Raw genomic sequence first — 16,565 nt, forward strand, 5'->3', positions numbered from 1 at the left:
TGCTCCCGCACGTCCATGTCTTCCCTTCCAGAAACGCCTTCCATTCTTCCGTGCTCCGGCCCGATCGGCCGTCGCGGATTTATGCGCATCGGGCTCACGGGATTTGCGACTTTGAGCTGGCCAGGCTTGCTGCGGCTTCGCGCAGAGAATGCCACCAAGTCTCCCAAGGAACGCACCGCGGTGATTCTCGTCTGGCTGCGCGGGGGATGCTCCCATCTCGATACCTACGATCCGAAACCGGATATCGGCAGCGAATATCGCGGCCCGTTCAAGACGATCTCCTCCAAGGTGCCCGGCATGCAGCTCACCGAGCTCATCCCGCTGCAGGCGAAGATCGCGGATAAATTCACCCTCGTCCGCTCGATGACCCACACCGGCGGCGGACACCCGGCCGGTTCGCTGCAGATGCTCTCGGGCGATCCCGATTCGCGCGACAAGCCGAAGCCCGTGTTGCCCGATTGGATGACCGTGGCGAATTACCTGCGCACCAAGGGCGGCCGCAAAAATCCGATCCCGAACTACGTTGGCGTCAATCCGATCGTCAATTACGACAGCTTCACCATCGCGGGCCCGGCCTATGTGAGCCCGGCGTATTCGCCCTTCGCGGTCCTCGGCGACCCGAGCCGGCCGGATTTCGAAGTGCCAAACATCGGCCTGTCCGATCCTTCGAAGGCGGCGCGGCTCAGCGATCGCGTGGCCCTGCGGCGCAACCTCGACACGCTCGAGCGCAGTCTCGATGACGCGGGCGAAATGCACGCGCTGGATGAGTTCGAAAAGCAGGCCATGACGCTGCTCACGAATCCGCAGACGCGCAACGCCTTCGACCTCAACAAGGAAGACGCGCGCACCCGCGACCGTTACGGGCGCCATCGCTGGGGTCAGCAATTGCTCCTGGCGCGCCGGCTCGTCGAATCGGGCGTCGAGATCATCACCAGTTGCCTCGACGGCCCGCAGTGCGGCCGTGTGGCGAATTGGGACGATCACGCGGTGAATCATCACATCTTCGACGCGCTGCGTTTCCGCATGGGGCCATTCGATCAGGCGGTCTCGGCACTCATCGAGGATGTCTATGCGCGTGGTCTCGACAAACGCGTGCTCGTGGTGGTCAGTGGAGAATTCGGCCGCACCCCGAAGATCAGCCACCAGCCGAGCTCTGGCGGCGGACAATGCAGCGGCCCGACCGGCACCGTCCAGCCGGGGCGCGATCACTGGCCGCGCGCTTTCACCAATCTCTGGGCCGGCGGCGGCATTCAGACCGGTGGCGTGGTCGGCGCCAGCGACGCCCGCGGCGAAGACGTCGTCGAGCGCGCCTGCTCGCCCGGTGATTTCCTCTCCACGATCTATCGTCACCTCGGTATCGACTCGGACAAGGTCACGATCAAGGATTTCAACGGTCGCCCCACGCCCATCGTCAACAACGGCCGGGCGATTCCGGAGTTGATTGGATAGGAAGCGAGGGTGCCGGAGTGTTCTGGGGAGCGATCGCTTTCCAGAAGAGCGGGTAATCATTATTGCTAAGTTTGAGCGAAGTTTTGCATTATCGTTGCCATGAAGTTTTCGTTCCTCCTCCCCGTTTTCGCCCTCGCTTTGGCCGCCACGGTGCGTGCCGATGAACCGAAACCACTCCGTGCCGGCATCATCGGACTCGATACCTCGCACGTGCTCGCCTTTACGCAGACGCTGAACAAAGGGCCGAAGAATCCGGACGACGCGGCCAAGGTGGCGGGCATCAAGGTGGTCGCCGCGTATCCGCAGGGGAGCAAGGATATCCCGAGCAGCACCACTCGCGTGCCGGAATACACCGCCAAGGTGAAAGACCTCGGCGTGGAGATCGTCGATTCCGTCGATGACCTGGTGAAGAAGGTTGACGTCGTCTTTCTCGAATCGAACGATGGCCGGGTGCATCTCGAGCAGGTCAAGCCGGTGCTCGCCGCCCACAAGCCGTGTTTTATCGACAAACCGATCGCCGGTTCGCTGGCCGATACCATCCGCATCCTCGACCTGGCGAAGAAGTCGAACACGCCGCTGTTCTGCTCGTCGTCGCTGCGCTTCGGCAAAGCGGTGCAGGCGGTGCGCAATGGTTCCATCGGCCAGGTGAAGAGCGCGGAGACGTTCAGCCCCGCGCATCTCGAGCCCACGCATCCCGATCTCTACTGGTATGGTGTGCATGGCTGCGAAGCGCTCTACACGGTGATGGGCACGGGTTGCCAGTCGGTGAAGCGCGGCACGACAGATGACGGCAAGATCATGGTCACCGGCACGTGGTCGGGCGGGCGCACGGGGATTTTCCGCGAGGAGAATGGCAAGGACCGCAAGAGCTACGGCGGCAAGGCCGTGGGCGACAAGGGCGAAGCGGCGATCGGCACGTATGACGGCTATGATGTGCTCCTCTTCGCGATCGTGGATATGTTCCGCACCGGCAAGGTCCCGGTGACGGCCGACGAGACGCTGGAACTCTACACCTTCATGGAGGCCGCCGATGAAAGCAAACGTCGCGGCGGCGCCGAGGTGTCACTGAAGGAAGTGCTCGACAAGGCGAAGGCGGAAGTCGCGGCGAAGCCATAAGGCGCAAGGCAGGACATCCAATAGGGCTGTTCGTGCGTTGATCTCAGCCCTCCGGGCTGAAACCGACGCGCTAAACGGATACTTCGGGGTGGTGCCCAGGCTGGCATGGAGTGCGCCGTTGGCGCCTAAGCGTTACCCACATCTTTGCGCGGTGTTCAGACGTCGAAGGGGATGGGGCCACTGGGAGCGGCGACTTCCTAGTCGCTGACCGAAAACCGATGCGCGCAGCGCCTCTCTTTGAGGGCGTCGCTCCGCGACGCAGGGTTTTTTCTAGGAAGTCGCCCCTCCCAGTGAGCTACGGCCGTATTACCCCTGGTCCTAAATCCGAGAAAAGATGTGGGTAATGCTGAGGTTGGCGCGCCGGGGGCTATTCGTTACGCGTCTCCACTCCAAAGCCGAGCGATGAAAAGGAAAGCGGCGCCTGGCCCGTATGGTGAGCAGAAATATCGTAAATTTCTAGCGTCCACCAGAGCGGGGAGGGGCGATTTTTTCGGAGCCGCAACCGCTTGATGGGAAGTTTTATGCGGTGCTGCGCCCTGTCCGGAGCGAGTCTTTGGTGCCCTCAATCGGTCGACATCGGAACAATCTACGATTAAAGTTGTAGGAATTCGCCGAAAGTACTGCTGACATCCCGCTCCCTGACATTTGATGGCAGCGCTCAACCTCCAACTGCAAACCCTGGCCGCGGCGGCTCCTCACGGCAACGACGCCGTGCTCTTCTTCTTTGCCCAGGTGGCGTTGCTCATCGTCATCGGGCGGTTGCTGGGAGAGCTGATGCAGCGGATCAAGCAGCCGGCTGTGATGGGGCAACTGCTGGCGGGCATCATCCTCGGGCCGAGCGTTTTCGGCACCATCTGGCCGGAGGCGCACGCGCTCATTTTCCCGACCCAATCCTCGCAGCGACAGATGCTCAGCGCGGTTTCCGAATTGGGCGTGCTCATGCTCCTGCTCGTCACGGGCATGGAGACGGACCTCGCCCTCGTGAAGCGTGTGCGGCGCACCGCGGCCGTGACTTCCATCGCGGGCATTGCCTTCCCTTTTACGTGCGGTTTCCTGCTCGGTGAATTCCTGCCGCAGGACCTGCTGCCCGATCCGAACCGGCGCCTCATTACCGCGCTCTTCCTTGCCACGGCGCTTTCCATTTCCTCGGTGAAGATCGTCGCCGCGGTGCTCCAGGAAGTCGATTTCCTCCGGCGCAATCTCGGGCAGATCATCATGGCGACGGCGATTCTCGATGACACCGCCGGGTGGACGATCCTCGCGCTGATCGGTGGTCTGGCGGCGAAGGGCAAGATCGTCCTCGGTCCGGTGTTGATCAGCGTGCTGGGCACGATCGTCTTCCTCGCTTTCTGCCTCACCATTGGACGCCGCTGGATCGCGCGCCTCATTCGCTGGACGAACGACCATTTCACCATCGAGATGCCGGTCATCAGCCTCATCCTCGCGGTAATGATCGTCCTGGCGCTGATCACGAATGCGATCGGCGTGCACACGGTGCTGGGAGCGTTTGTCGCCGGCATCATGATCGGCCAATCCCCGATTCTCACGAAGCACATCCAGGAGGAATTGCGCGGCCTCATCGTCGCGCTCTTCATGCCGGTCTTCTTCGGCGTCGCGGGTCTCTCCATCGATCTCAAGGTGCTGCACGATCCGCACTTGCTGGGGCTGGCGCTCTTACTCATCGCCGTCGCCAGCCTGGGCAAGCTCGGTGGCTGTTATGTCGGCGGGTTGGTGGGCCGCTTGCACAACATGGAATCGCTGGCCGTGGCCTTCGCGATGAATGCCCGCGGCTCGACCGAAGTGATCCTCGCCACCGTCGGCCTGAGCATGGGCGTGCTCGACCAGAAGCTCTTCACGCTCATCGTGGTCATGGCCGTCGTGACCACGCTCTGCATGCCGCCCCTGTTGCGCTGGGCGCTGGCGCACGTGCCCTTGCGCGAGGAAGAAAAGAAACGCATGGAGGCGGAGGATAAGGAAAAAAAAGACATCATCCCGCGGCTCCAGCGCGCCTTGGTCGCGGTCGATCGCAGCGCCGCGGGCGAGTTTGCCGCAATGCTCGCGGGTTGGTTGATCGGCTCGCGTCATCTCTCGGCGACCATCATGGAAACGGGGGAAGCCGATAGCCGCCCGGAAGAAGCCTTTTCGCCGTCGAAACGCCTGCTCGAATCGGCCAGTGGCGCTGCGCACAAAATCGAAGTGCGCGAGGAAAAGGAGATGAAGGAGCATCCTCCCGAACGCGACCCGCTCGATGCCGCCGCCCACGCGGCGCACACGCAGCAACTCCGCATTCAGGATTTGATCACCCTCATGCCGGCGAAAAAGCGCGCCCATGGAGGAGAAGACCCGATGGCCGACAGCATTTTGACCGAAGCGAAGAACAGCTACGAACTCATCTACCTGGCGGTGGGGGGATATCTGCTCGACGGCTCCTCGAAATTCCCGGCCAGCGTGGAAAAGATCGTGCGTGATTTCAAAGGCGCGATCGCCATTTTTTGCTGTCACGAAAGTCATCGCGCGAAACTCGGTGAGCCGTTGCGCCGGATTCTCGTGCCCACCACTGGCGCCGATTTTTCGCGCTTCGGTGCGGAGGTCGCGGTGGCCATTGCCAAAGGTTGCAATGCGGCGGTTACTGCTCTGCATGTGTCGCTGCCCAAGATGACCAGCGAACTGCAGTATCGCGCCGGAGAGTTACCGCGCAGCGGCCGCGCGATCATCGAGGACATGGTCTCGCTGGCGGATCGCGAATCCGTGCACGTGGTGACGAAGATTCTCTCCGGCCCGATGAAGGAAAACTCCATCCTCAACGAAGCGGTGGAGGGCGGGCATCAACTCATCGTCCTCGGCTCGAAGCCGCGCCCTGGTGAGACCCTGCATTTCGGCGAGAGCGTCTCGACGGTCATCGCCAATGCACCGTGCCCGGTGCTGGTGGTGACGACGTAAGTTGCAGCGGCGGTCGATATTCGGACCATCTTTCCCGGTTGCGCATTCGGAGGCGGTCGTGCACGGGCGACTGGGAGCGGCGACTTCCAAGTCGCTGACCCAAAAACTCCCGGTGCGAAGCGCCCGCGGTGTCGGCCACCACCTCGCGGGACAGGATTTTTCCAGGAAACCGCCCCTGAGCGCCGCCGCTATTGGTTACTTGCCGGTGGCCGGCTGAGGCGGGCGGTTCCCCACGTTTTCTCCAAAAGCTTGCAGGGTCTGGAAGATCGAGTTCACGGCTTTGCCCACGGTCGCGGCCGCAGCCGGGCCGGCCGCGTGAATCTGATCTTTCGTCGCGTTGAGGCGGGTCCGGAATTCCGGCAGCTTCTTCTTCAACTGCTCCATCATGTGGACGCTCTCCTCTTTGCTCGGCTGCTCCGCGGTCCGGATCTGTTCGTTGATCTTGCGCAGCTTGTCCTCGATCACCTTCAACTGGTCCGCCGCCTTGTTGGCGGAATCCTCGTCCTTCACGGTCTGCACCACATCGATGACGCGATCCAGTTGCGCAAAAAGGTCATTGGTAATCGCCTCGGCCGCTTCGTCGGCGGGGCTCGCCGCCTGCGCCAACACTGCGGAGAGGGTGAAGACAACGACGGTAAGCCAGCGGCGGAGGTTCATCATGCTGGGGACGGTGCCCGATTGCCTCCGGCAGGTCAACCGTGGGGGCAGAAAGCGCGAGCCAGCGCTGGTCAGGCTCGCTATTCCCTCGCGAATGGCGTTGGGGTATAGGCACACCCATGCGCTCTCTTTCCTTCCTCGCCGGGCTGATCCTGCTCGCCGCAGGCTGCTCGGCGTTCGCCGCGGCCACCTTGGATCCCCGGCAATACGGCGCGGTGGGCGATGGCAAAACAAAGGACACCGCCGCCTTGCAACGCGCGATCGATGCCGCGGCGAAGGTTGGTGGAACGGTGCGTCTCGCCACGGGCACTTACCTCAGCGGCACGGTGATTTTGAAAAGCGGGGTGACATTGCAGATCGACAAGGGCGCCACGCTGCTCGGCAGTCCCCAGCAAGCGGACTACACCAAGAACCGTTGGTTGGCGCTGATCGAAGCTCGCCGGCAGCATAACATCGCTATCGTGGGTGACGGGGTGATCGATGGCCAGGGCACCGCACTGGCCGCGGATGTGATGCGGCTCGTGCAGGAAAAGAAGATCGTCGATCCGCTGGCCAGTCATCGGCCGGCGGAACAGAACCGCCCGCAACTCATCGAACTGCTCGAGTGTCACGGCGTGACGCTGAAAGGCATCACGCTGAAAAATTCCTCCTGTTGGGTGCAGACTTATCTCACCTGCGAGGATGTCACCCTCGATCACGTGACGGTGCGGAGTACGGCTTATTGGAATAACGACGGGCTCGATCTGGTTGATTGCCACCGCGCGCATGTCACCAATTGCGACATCGACAGTGCGGACGATGGGATTTGTTTGAAATCAGGCGAGCGCCATGCTTGCACGGACATCGTGGTGGAAGACTGCACCGTACGTTCGAGCGCGAATGCCTTCAAGCTGGGGACGAGTTCGCGCGGCGGGTTCAAGCACATCCAGGCGCATCGGTTGCACATTCACGACACGTTTCGCTCCGCGATTGCGCTCGAGAGCGTGGACGGCGCGGCCATGCAGGACGTGGAGGTTTCCGATGTGGATGCGAAAAACACCGGCGGCGCCATTTTCATCCGCCTCGGCAATCGCCAGCGCGACACCGGTCCCGGCAGCATCCGCGATGTGCGCATCAGCAACGTCACCGTGGAGATTCCCGCGACGGCGCCGGACGCGGGTTATCCACTGGCCGGTCCGGCGGTCCGGGGAGCGCACAATCTTTTTCCTTCGTCCATCACCGGCCTGCCCGGTCATCGCGTGGCGAATGTTTCGTTGAAGAACATCACGATCACCACCGCGGGTGGCGGTCGTCGTGAGATCGCGAATCTTCCGCTGGAAAATCTCGCCTCGGTGCCCGAGCAGGAAGACCGCTACCCGGAGTTCTCGATGTTCGGCGAACTGCCGGCCTGGGGTTTTTATGTGCGGCACGCGGAAGGCATCACTTTCGAAAACGTCACCCTGCGCGCCACGGCGAAAGATTTTCGCTCCGTCATGGTTTTCGACGATGCCTCGAACGTGCAGCTCAATCACGTGCAGATGGGTCCTGCGGGGGACAATCCGGTGATTGTTCTGCGCGGCGTCGATGGCTGGAAACTCACCGACACGCCGCAGCCCGAGGGGACCCGGGAATTTATCCGCACTCTCGACGCGGCGGTCGCCAAAAAGCCTTGAGCCGCGGCTAAGGCGCGCGGATTCCGGCGGTTACTCTCCCGCCTCCCTCATTCGTTATTCCATGAAACCCCTGCTGCTCGCGGCTGCTGTCCTGTCCCTTTCCATCGCCACCCTTCACGCCGTGGATTTCGCGGCACAGGGCACCACGCTGACCGTCGCCGCCGGGGACGCGGACGTCGCCGGTCACAAGGTCGCGGTCAAGCAAGCCGCGACGCTCAACATCGCACCGGCTCCGGTTCAATCGGTGACCGACGAGGCGCTGAAGCTTTCCACCGACAAACCCGCCGGCTGGGCCAAGGGCACGCGCCTTCGGGGCTGCAATGCCCGCGACGTCAACGCCGCTGGGTCTTTCGTTCCTGGTTCGCTCGAGATCCGCGCGACCAAAGGCGGCGATTTGCTCAAGGAAGGGGACGATTATCTCGTCGACTCCGAATGGGGTCACGTGGGCCTCGGTCCGAAGAGCCGGGTTACGGCCAATGATACCGTCTACGCCAGCTACCGGGTTTCGCTGCGGCGCCTGGATACCGTGCAAGTCGACCCGAGCGGCAAGGTCTCTCTGAAGCAAGGCGAGCCGCATATCAGCGTGCCCGTGCCGCCGGAGGCCGATCCGGGTTGCACCGCCATCGCGCACGTCTTCGTCGACCACGGCGTGAAGACCATCACCAACGACGACGTTTATCCCATTCTCGAATCGCCCGCGCAAGCCGTCACCGCCAGCACGCCCGGACGGATTCCGAAAACGCTCGCCAAGCTCAAGGCCGGCCAACCCGTGACCATCGTCTGCCTCGGTGATTCCGTGACCGCGGGTGGCAACGCTTCCAAACCCGAGACGCGTTATGTCGACGTCTTCGCCGCAGGCCTGCGCGAACGCTTTCCCCAGGCGAAGATCGACGTGCAGAATATCAGCGCCGGCGGTTCGAACAGCCGCCAGTGGCTCGATCCGGAAAAACATCCCTACCGGAACCTGCACGGTGCGGAAAATCCCGCGCGCTTCGATCGTGTTGTGGCCGCGAAGCCCGACCTCGTCACCATCGAGTTCGTCAACGATGCCGGGCTCAATCCCGCGGGAGTGGAGGAGAGCTACAGCGAAATTCTCAAGCGTCTCGAACCGACCGGTGCCGAAGTCATCCTCATCACGCCGCACTTCACCATGTGGCGCATGATGGGCTTCAAATCGATGCGTGAAACGGAGCACCGCCCCTACGTGCTCGGCCTGCGCGAATTTGCCAGCAAACACCAGGTCGGCCTCGCCGACGCCTCGGCGCGCTGGGAACATCTCGCCAAGGAAGGGATTCCGTATCTCACACTCTTGCACAACACGATTAACCACCCCGACGACCGCGGTCACCGCCTCTTCGCCGAGGAGTTGTGGAAGTGTTTTCAGTAAGGTGACACCCTTCGCGTTCTCTTGACGCTCCTTTCCGACCGTCGGCGCAACGGGGTGCGATTCAGATTGGAGAAGGTCTTTTCCGGCCCTCTCGAATCCTGAACGCACATGAAAAAGCAGATCCTTTCCCTCGTCCTCCTGACGGTTCTGCCCCCGGCTCTCCATGTGACCGCCGCGCCGACCAACGCGCCCGGTTCGACGGAAGAAGCCGACCGCCAATTTCTCCAGAATCTCGAAAAAGCAGACGCCGCCAAAACGCGTGCGCCTGCTACCACTCCGGCGCCCGTGGTCATCGAAGCTGCCAAACCGGCTTCCCAGCCTGCGACCGCACAAACAAAAGTCATTGTGAAGCGGCCGAACACGATCGTGTTGGCCGACGACTACGAACAGGCGACGCAACCAGATGAAATTGCCGATGATGGATCCGGCCCCGCGGAGGCTCCGGTGACGCACGTCACGGTCGAGCGCCCGACCCGAGTCGTTCGCGAACACCACCACGCCGAGCGTCATCCGCTCCACCACCTTCTTCGCCGCTTGTTGAGTTTTCATCCCGAGGATTGGTGACCTGTCGGCAGCCCGTGGTTTTGAATTCCGTTCGTGGCCGGGCGTCTGAATAACGTTGCCCTTCTAGCGGTCCCACGTTCTCCATGGCCAGGATCATGTCCGCGCACCACCACCATCTTCCCGACCAGTTGGCCTCACTCCCACCCGTGGCCGCGCTCGGCGTGGGGCTCGTCCTGCTCTTCTTCGGCCGCAAACTCTTCTGGCTCTTCGTCGGCGCGGTGGGCTTTGTCGTCGGCCTCGAGGCGGCGACCGTTCTCTTTCCGCATCAGCCGGACTGGGCGCTCATCGCCGGGCTCATCCTGGGTCTGATCGGCGCCATCATCGCCATCTTCGTGCAGAAGATGGCCATCGGCATCGCCGGCTTCCTCTCCGGCGGCTATTTCCTGATGACCGCCCTGCGATCGTGGGAATTGCAGTCGCCGGAAAGTTCGTGGGTCTCGTTTCTCATCGGCGGCGTGATCGGCGCGCTCCTCATGTATGTCGTTTTCAATTGGGCGCTGATCATTCTCTCCTCGATTAGCGGCGCGCATCTCATCATCCACCCGTTCGCGCTGAGCCATCAGGTGGCGTCCGTGGCCTTTCTCGCCCTCGCACTGTTCGGCATCCTCGTGCAGGGGAAAGTCCTCGAAAGCTCGCGGCGCCCGGAAACCGACTAAGCCGGCGGCGTGAGGTGCCGGTGATGCTTGCTCTCGTAACGCTCCAGCGCCCACTTCACGATCCAGTAAGTGACCAGTGCGATCGGCACGCCGATCACCACCGACCCGACGAACGTCGGCCACAGCACGCCGAGCGTCTTCCACTGCAGCAACTCGGACATGTGAATCTTGCCAATCCCCAGCTTGGGCGGAAAACGGTGCGGCCGATTCAGGATCCAAAAGCCGAGATCGTATTCCCAGCGGAGGATGATCGGCCACACCGGGATCAAAATGTCGTGCAGCGTCACGGCGATGACCGCCGGGATCTTGCTGCAGCGCGTTATCCACGCCGTGAAAATGGACAGCAATGTCTTGAGCCCCGTCAGCGGCGTGAATCCCCAGAAGACGCCAATGGCCAGCCCTCCGGCGACCGCATGCGGCGCGTCGCGCAACTGGCGCAAACGAAGCCATGCTTGCCGGAGGAGTTGTTTCGGATGCAGACGGAATCTCACAAATAAAATTCGCTCAGAACGTGACGCACGGACTGAAAACGGGGCACCGCTCATACTCCACTGGTCCGCTTCTGCCCAGTGGTATTCTCGTAAAATCTGCGTTCCGTGCGCTATCCCATTAATGCCGTGAGATCGACTGCGCGCCACAGTTCCCGGCTCGCTCCCGCATAGATTCGCGCAGTCACGCGAGCGGTCGTCACGTCGACCACGGCATGCCCCGGCAGGTCCGCGTACTCGAATGATGTCACAAGCGGGCGCTCTTCGTCGTAAACCGCGCGGCGGGCGGCTTCCGTATCCGGCGAAAATGCCGGTTCCACCCGTACCTGATCGCCATTGTAATCCCCGACGCCGGAGAGCGCATCCTTGGCCTTGGTGCCGGCTGCGTTGATGACGCTGCTCACCGCCAGTTGCACAAATCTTCCGCCCCCCGCCGTGGTGCGGGTCAGCGTGTTGAACCGGTGGATGTGTCCGCCAAGGACAAACGCATTCTGCCGGCCCAGCATCTCGAGCAATTTCTCCCGCTTCGCCTTGTCGCGCGCGGCCCCGTAAATATTCCACGTCGCCCGCGCCCCGTACGGCACGACCGGCGGGTGAATGATCACGAAACAATGGCGTGCGGTCCGCTTCGCCAGCGCCGCTTCCAGCGAGGCGAGACTCTGCGTGTCGTAGGCGTCGAAAAAGCAAAACAGGGCGCTCCCATGCTCGATCGTATAGTTCGCCGCCGTTTTCGGTTTCCCGTCGCCGGTGAAATTCACGGCCTGCTCGCCGAGAAATCGGTGGCATACCTCCGCAAATGCCTCCGGCGCGCCGTCGCCAGTCACATCGTGGTTGCCCTTGGCAAAGACGAAGGGCACTCCCAACTGTGCGCCGCGAACGAAATCCAGGGCTTCCTGGTTCTGCCGTACGGCGCGCTCTTCGCTCCCGCACAATCCTTCCACGAGGTCGCCGACCTGGAGAACGAAGGGGACCCGGGTCGCGGCATCCCGGTTCAAATCTGCGACCGTTTCCCGGACCGCGCCGAAGAGCTTGGGCATGATCTCCGCGGTAATCCGCGAGTAGTTTTTGATCTGACCGAGGTCTCCTTTCTTGTTGCGATCCAACCACTCCATGTCGTGATGCTCCAGCTTGTCGAAATGCAGATCGCCCAGGAGCGGAAAGGAAAACGATGAGGACGTTTCCTGGGCTGGCGGCGGTGTTTCTTCACCGCGCACCGCGCTGGCCAGCGTCACGCCCACCGCCGCAGATGCGGCGGTTTGCAGAAATTGTCGGCGGGGGAGGGCCTTCATACAGCGATCTTTCCCCGAAATCTTTGGAAACGCGAACGCAAATCACCGGGCGGATGTCCCAAGAGGAGGTTTCCGTTCGTCACGGATTGGAATAACTAACCTCCACCGCCTCAACGAGCCATTCCCGATCATGACTACGACCATCGTTCCCTGCCTCTGGTTTGACACCCAGGCCGAAGAAGCCGCCCGCTACTACGTTGGCATCTTCAAGAACTCGAAGATCACCGCCATCACCTATTACCCGGACGAAGGAAACGAAATCCACGGGAAGAAAGCGGGGACAGTGTTGACCGTGGCCTTCGAGCTGAATGGCCAGCCCTTCACCGCGCTCAATGGCGGGCCGCAATTCCAGTTCAGCCCGGCTGTTTCGTTGCAGGTCATGTGCGAGGATCAGGCCGAGATCGACTACTACTGGGAGAAGCTCGGCGTCGATGGCGATCCCACCGCGCAGCGCTGCGGCTGGGTGGAAGACAAATTTGGTTTTTCCTGGCAGGTGGTGCCGAAGCTGGTGCCGGCCTTGCTCCTCGACCACAACAGCGCCGCCTGCCGGCGGGTCTTCGCCGCCATCATGGAAATGGACAAGATCGATATCGCAGAGCTGCAGCGCGCCTACGCGGGATAGGACGGGCATGACCGTCGGCGGATAGGAGGAATAGGAGAAATAGGAAGAATAGGAATGGTGGGACTCCTATAACTCCTATTCTTCCTATTTCTCCTATCCGTCGACAGCGAGAGACCGCTGCCACAGAATGAGCCACCTCAGGGCGCACGGGCGCTCAAATTCACAGCCATGCGCTTGACACTCCCGTACGGGTAGCGGCAGCCTGCCGAAGTCGATGCCTTCCACCCCGGAGAACAGCCGCAGCTCCATGCTTCTGGTCGAGGATTGTTTCGCGTCGCAGGACGCGAGATTCCTCGAAGCCTTGCGCGGCGTCACCTCCGCGAAGTGGCTCGCCAGCTTTGCCGATCGCTGGAAGAAGGACCCACGTCCCTGGGCGAGACAGCAGATCTTCGCTTATCTCGATCTCCCGCTGAGTTGCCCCGGGCACCAGCCCATCGTGAAGCGCCTCTTCAAGCAAGCCGAGGAAAACAAGGATACCGAGCTGATGGGCGCCTTTCTCGCGGCGTTCGATACGCTCGTCCGCCGCGTCCGTCGCCAGAAATGGCATTGGGATCGCGCGACGCGTCAATCTTACACGACAGAGCGCCTCGCCACGCCACGCGATACCATCCCCCTCGATGGCCAGACGCGCACCGTCTCCACTTACGACTATCGCGCGCGCAAGATGATCACGCGACAGGAGCCCATGCGCATGCCGCGCCACGGGCGTCTCTTCTCGCAACGCACGCGTTACTATCTGCACCGCCGGGTGTGGCGCTTTTTCCGCTGGCTCGGTTATCGACAGCCCGCGGACTATCCCGCGGCTATCGCGCCGGCGTTGAAGCATTATCGCGACGAAGACCTGGAGAAGGGGGAGCACATCCTCGATAGCTGGTCGCTGCTGAACATCTGCTTCCGCGGTAGTGAGGCGCTGGCCTTCAAGCCCGATCACATCGGCCTCGCCGAGGGGCACTCGCTTGCTGAGTTAAAAGCCGCACCGCGTTTTGCCAAAGCCTGGGAAACGCCCGAAGCCGCGCGGGTGTTGCATGGAGTGATCATCGGCGCGCACTCGCAACTCGTGCGCATGTGGGCGATGGAGATGTTCCGGCGGGTTGGTAAATCGCTCGAGCTCACCCCAGTGGAATTGCTCGCCTTGCTCGATCATGAAGACGAGCGTGTGCAGCAATTCGGCGCGGAGCTTTTCGAAACGCAGAGTGGCCTGGAGAAGCTTTCCGTCACCACGTGGCTGGACCTGTTGCGCACGAAGAATCTGACCGCGCTCGCTACCCTGTGCGCCGCTTTCGAAAAGCACGTGACCGGGGAACGCCTCGCGCTCGCGCAGTGCATCGAGCTCACGTGCGCCAGGCCGGTACCGGTGGCGAAGCTCGGTTTCCGTTTCCTGCAAGCGCGCTCGATTTCTCCCGATGTGACTCCGGCTCTGGCCGCGTTGGCCTCCGCGCAATGCGCCGTGGTCGCCGGTGAAATCGCTACCTGGACGCTCGCTCGCCTCGGCACCGCGGAGGCTTACAACCTCAATGCGGTGAGCCGCTTTTTCGACAGCCTCCTGCCGGAAACCCGCGCGGCCGCGTGGACCTGGCTCGTGGCCGAAGGTTCGCTCGGCTACCGCGACTCCGCGCTGTGGAGCCGGCTCGCCGAGACACCTTTTGAAGATTTGCGGCTGAAGATGGTCGACGAACTCGAGCGCCGCGAGCGTCAACCCGATCCCGATCGCCTCGCGCAAGTCTGGTCCGCGGTGCTGCTCGGCGTGCATCGTGGCGGACGTCAGAAAGCCAAGGCCGTGCGACAGCTCGCGGAAGCGATTGCCGCCGAACCCGCGCGCTCGCCGGCGCTGCTGCCCGTGCTGGTGGTGGCCATCCGCAGCGTGCGCGGTCCGGAAATGCGCGTCGGTCTCGCGTCGGTCATGACCCTGCTTGCGCAACGCCCCGAGCTGATCGATGCAGTGCGGGCGAACTTGCCGGAATTGAAATTCACCACGGAGGCGGCGACGGCATGAACCTTTCCTTTGCCTACCTCGGCCGCAGTGCGCTCACCGACGGCTCGCTCTCATTCTCTCCGAATCTCTCCCGCGAACCGGTGGCCTTTGATGCCGCATTGCGTCACACCTTGCGCTTTCGTGAGGCCATCTCGGCGCTGCACGATGTCGTCATCAGCGACCACCGCTACAAGAAGCGCGACAAAAGCGCTTACGAGGCGTGGAAAGCTTCCGAGGCCGCTCGCGTGCGCAATGTCCGCAGCGAAGCGTTGAAGCAGGCCAAGGCCGACGTTTACGCCAAAAGCCGGGTGCCGCTGCCGCCGGATTTCGAACGCCAGCACCATCGCCTCCTCAATCAATATTGGGATGCCCGCCGAAAATACGCCGACCATTTGCGCCAGACGGACATGGAGCTCTGGCGGCTGCTCATGCCGTGTGATCCCGTGGTGACGGTGGCCAACGACGTGGTCTTTTTCGAGTGCTTCAGCGCGGATGAATCGAGCTACGGCTGCCTGACCGTGAATCGCGACGATGGCTTCGGCCCGAGCGAGCAGCTCCAGCTCGGCACAACCAATGTCGATTACTCGTGGGATCTCTATCACGAGTTCCAGGCGCTGCGCTCCTATCGCGAAACGCGTTTCCGCGTGGACCCGCAAGGTTTCGACGTGGCCACGCACGGGCGCATGGAATATCGCGAGGAAAAGATCGATCTTCCCGATGGCTGGCTGCGCGGCTTCATGCAATTGCAAAGCGCGATGACGCTGCCGATGCGCCGCGTCACGCTGACCCGCGAAGCGCTTTACTCCGTGATGGTGTGGCTGAAGCGCCATCGCGCCCGCACCAGTCCACGCGCCTTGCGCTTCGAGCGTCACGGCGGAGGCCTCACGCTCGTCCTCGAGCCGTGGGAGACGCGCATCCCGGTTTACGGCGCCACGGCCGAAGCGGATTGGGCCGAGCCCGTGCGCATCTGGGGACGCCAGCGCTTGCTCGCGCTCGCGCGACTGTTGCCTATGATCGAGAGCGTGGATGTCTACCTGCTCGGCACCGGCTTCCCGAGCTTCTGGGTGGCGCGCATGGGCGAGATGCGGCTCACCCTCGGCCTCAGCGGCTGGACGGCGAACGATTGGACGCACGGCTCCGCGCTCGACATGCTCGCACCGCCCGCGCCGGCCAGCGCGGTGCAGATCGAGACCGTGGCGCAGCACATGCGCACCGTTCGCGCGCAATCTTTCAACGACATCGTCCGCGCGGTGAATCATCCGCCTTCCTTCGTCGCTTCGGCGTTGAAGCATCTCGCCCATACCGGTCAGCTCATCGCCGATCTCGACGCGGGCTTGTATCGCTGGCGGCAGATCATGCCGCGCGTCCTCGGCGAGGCCGAGCTCGGGCCGGAGAATCCGGAATTCGCCGCCATGCACGATTTGCTCGTGCGCAAGCGCGCGATCGTCGAAAGCACCGTCGCCGCGCCGAGTGGCGGTTTTATTTTCACCGGCAAGGTCGAGTCCAAGCCGGTCGAGGTCCTCGTCGATACCGATGGCCGGATCAAGCGTGGACGCTGCCTATGCGGGCATCATCAACGCGCGGGCATTCGGATGGGTCCGTGCCGGCATTTGCTGGCCTTGCGCTGGCTCGCTTTGAATCAGACGCCCTCCACCGGTGGAAACGACGAATGGTTTGCCCGCCTCCGCGCGCAAGCTGGCGAGAAAGGAGGCGCGTGAGGTAAAGACGATTTGAGAGTGGCGGGCTGGTCTTCACTGAGACCACCATGCTGCG

General features: G+C 62.5%; 13 protein-coding genes. 10 read left to right on the forward strand and 3 right to left on the reverse strand.

Annotated features, from left to right (window positions below; all coding sequences use genetic code 11):
* Positions 1-15: 15 nt before the first annotated feature.
* The 3 genes from CFE428DRAFT_RS17965 (at position 16) to CFE428DRAFT_RS17975 (ending at position 5,505) form a co-directional block, all read left to right on the forward strand.
* Positions 16-1,449 carry a DUF1501 domain-containing protein gene (locus CFE428DRAFT_RS17965; RefSeq protein ID WP_042725267.1) on the forward strand — a complete coding sequence of 478 codons (1,434 nt, stop codon included), beginning with the start codon at positions 16-18 and terminating at the stop codon, positions 1,447-1,449.
* 99 nt (positions 1,450-1,548) lie between these two features.
* Entirely contained in the window at positions 1,549-2,565 is a 1,017-nt protein-coding gene (locus CFE428DRAFT_RS17970) for a Gfo/Idh/MocA family protein (RefSeq protein ID WP_006981046.1), read from the forward strand.
* Between the two features lie 648 nt (positions 2,566-3,213).
* Positions 3,214-5,505 carry a cation:proton antiporter domain-containing protein gene (locus CFE428DRAFT_RS17975; RefSeq protein WP_006981047.1) on the forward strand — a complete coding sequence of 764 codons (2,292 nt, stop codon included), beginning with the start codon at positions 3,214-3,216 and terminating at the stop codon, positions 5,503-5,505.
* A 195-nt stretch (positions 5,506-5,700) separates the two neighbouring features.
* On the opposite strand, the gene CFE428DRAFT_RS17980 is transcribed toward CFE428DRAFT_RS17975, so the two are convergent.
* Positions 5,701-6,165 (reverse strand): hypothetical protein, encoded by a 465-nt coding sequence (locus tag CFE428DRAFT_RS17980; protein WP_006981048.1) that lies wholly within the window; start codon positions 6,163-6,165, stop codon positions 5,701-5,703.
* Positions 6,166-6,281: 116 nt separating this feature from the next.
* Here CFE428DRAFT_RS17980 and CFE428DRAFT_RS17985 point away from each other — a divergent pair, with 116 nt between their 5' ends.
* The 4 genes from CFE428DRAFT_RS17985 to CFE428DRAFT_RS18000 all read left to right on the forward strand — a co-directional run bounded on the left by CFE428DRAFT_RS17985 (position 6,282) and on the right by CFE428DRAFT_RS18000 (position 10,421).
* Positions 6,282-7,814 carry a glycoside hydrolase family 28 protein gene (locus tag CFE428DRAFT_RS17985; protein WP_006981049.1) on the forward strand — a complete coding sequence of 511 codons (1,533 nt, stop codon included), beginning with the start codon at positions 6,282-6,284 and terminating at the stop codon, positions 7,812-7,814.
* A 61-nt stretch (positions 7,815-7,875) separates the two neighbouring features.
* Positions 7,876-9,201, forward strand: a complete 1,326-nt coding sequence (locus tag CFE428DRAFT_RS17990) for an SGNH/GDSL hydrolase family protein (RefSeq protein ID WP_006981050.1) — start codon at positions 7,876-7,878, stop codon at positions 9,199-9,201.
* 108 nt (positions 9,202-9,309) lie between these two features.
* On the forward strand, positions 9,310-9,765 hold the full coding sequence (locus CFE428DRAFT_RS17995) for a hypothetical protein (RefSeq protein WP_006981051.1): 456 nt from the start codon (positions 9,310-9,312) through the stop codon (positions 9,763-9,765).
* Positions 9,766-9,893: 128 nt separating this feature from the next.
* Positions 9,894-10,421, forward strand: a complete 528-nt coding sequence (locus tag CFE428DRAFT_RS18000) for a TM7S3/TM198-like domain-containing protein (protein ID WP_157447566.1) — start codon at positions 9,894-9,896, stop codon at positions 10,419-10,421.
* Here CFE428DRAFT_RS18000 and CFE428DRAFT_RS37505 read toward each other — a convergent pair.
* Both CFE428DRAFT_RS37505 and CFE428DRAFT_RS37510 read right to left on the reverse strand, forming a co-directional pair.
* Positions 10,418-10,912: a DUF2062 domain-containing protein gene (locus CFE428DRAFT_RS37505; protein ID WP_049975678.1), complete on the reverse strand. Its 495-nt coding sequence runs from the start codon at positions 10,910-10,912 to the stop codon at positions 10,418-10,420. The genes CFE428DRAFT_RS18000 and CFE428DRAFT_RS37505 overlap by 4 nt on opposite strands.
* A gap of 110 nt (positions 10,913-11,022) precedes the next feature.
* On the reverse strand, positions 11,023-12,198 hold the full coding sequence (locus CFE428DRAFT_RS37510) for a metallophosphoesterase family protein (protein WP_006981054.1): 1,176 nt from the start codon (positions 12,196-12,198) through the stop codon (positions 11,023-11,025).
* 130 nt (positions 12,199-12,328) lie between these two features.
* Here CFE428DRAFT_RS37510 and CFE428DRAFT_RS18015 point away from each other — a divergent pair, with 130 nt between their 5' ends.
* From CFE428DRAFT_RS18015 to CFE428DRAFT_RS18025, 3 genes are all read left to right on the forward strand, one after another.
* A complete protein-coding gene (locus CFE428DRAFT_RS18015; protein WP_006981055.1) occupies positions 12,329-12,820 on the forward strand; it encodes a VOC family protein in 492 nt (163 codons plus the stop codon).
* Positions 12,821-13,034: 214 nt separating this feature from the next.
* Positions 13,035-14,813, forward strand: a complete 1,779-nt coding sequence (locus CFE428DRAFT_RS18020; RefSeq protein ID WP_006981056.1) for a hypothetical protein — start codon at positions 13,035-13,037, stop codon at positions 14,811-14,813.
* Positions 14,810-16,510, forward strand: a complete 1,701-nt coding sequence (locus CFE428DRAFT_RS18025) for a hypothetical protein (RefSeq protein ID WP_006981057.1) — start codon at positions 14,810-14,812, stop codon at positions 16,508-16,510. The genes CFE428DRAFT_RS18020 and CFE428DRAFT_RS18025 overlap by 4 nt, the downstream gene beginning before the upstream one ends.
* Positions 16,511-16,565: the final 55 nt, after the last annotated feature.

Origin of the sequence: Chthoniobacter flavus Ellin428 (genome assembly GCF_000173075.1) — a bacterium.
In the GTDB taxonomy this organism is placed as follows: Bacteria; Verrucomicrobiota; Verrucomicrobiia; order Chthoniobacterales; family Chthoniobacteraceae; genus Chthoniobacter; species Chthoniobacter flavus.

Coding starts and splice junctions, on each gene's coding strand:
- CFE428DRAFT_RS17975 (WP_006981047.1), top strand. CDS start 3,214: ATGGCAGCGCTCAACCTCCAACTGCAAACCCTGGCCGCGGCGGCTCCT.
- CFE428DRAFT_RS17970 (WP_006981046.1), top strand. CDS start 1,549: ATGAAGTTTTCGTTCCTCCTCCCCGTTTTCGCCCTCGCTTTGGCCGCC.
- CFE428DRAFT_RS18015 (WP_006981055.1), top strand. CDS start 12,329: ATGACTACGACCATCGTTCCCTGCCTCTGGTTTGACACCCAGGCCGAA.
- CFE428DRAFT_RS17965 (WP_042725267.1), top strand. CDS start 16: ATGTCTTCCCTTCCAGAAACGCCTTCCATTCTTCCGTGCTCCGGCCCG.
- CFE428DRAFT_RS17995 (WP_006981051.1), top strand. CDS start 9,310: ATGAAAAAGCAGATCCTTTCCCTCGTCCTCCTGACGGTTCTGCCCCCG.
- CFE428DRAFT_RS18025 (WP_006981057.1), top strand. CDS start 14,810: ATGAACCTTTCCTTTGCCTACCTCGGCCGCAGTGCGCTCACCGACGGC.
- CFE428DRAFT_RS17980 (WP_006981048.1), bottom strand. CDS start 6,165: ATGATGAACCTCCGCCGCTGGCTTACCGTCGTTGTCTTCACCCTCTCC.
- CFE428DRAFT_RS37510 (WP_006981054.1), bottom strand. CDS start 12,198: ATGAAGGCCCTCCCCCGCCGACAATTTCTGCAAACCGCCGCATCTGCG.
- CFE428DRAFT_RS18020 (WP_006981056.1), top strand. CDS start 13,035: ATGCCTTCCACCCCGGAGAACAGCCGCAGCTCCATGCTTCTGGTCGAG.
- CFE428DRAFT_RS17990 (WP_006981050.1), top strand. CDS start 7,876: ATGAAACCCCTGCTGCTCGCGGCTGCTGTCCTGTCCCTTTCCATCGCC.
- CFE428DRAFT_RS17985 (WP_006981049.1), top strand. CDS start 6,282: ATGCGCTCTCTTTCCTTCCTCGCCGGGCTGATCCTGCTCGCCGCAGGC.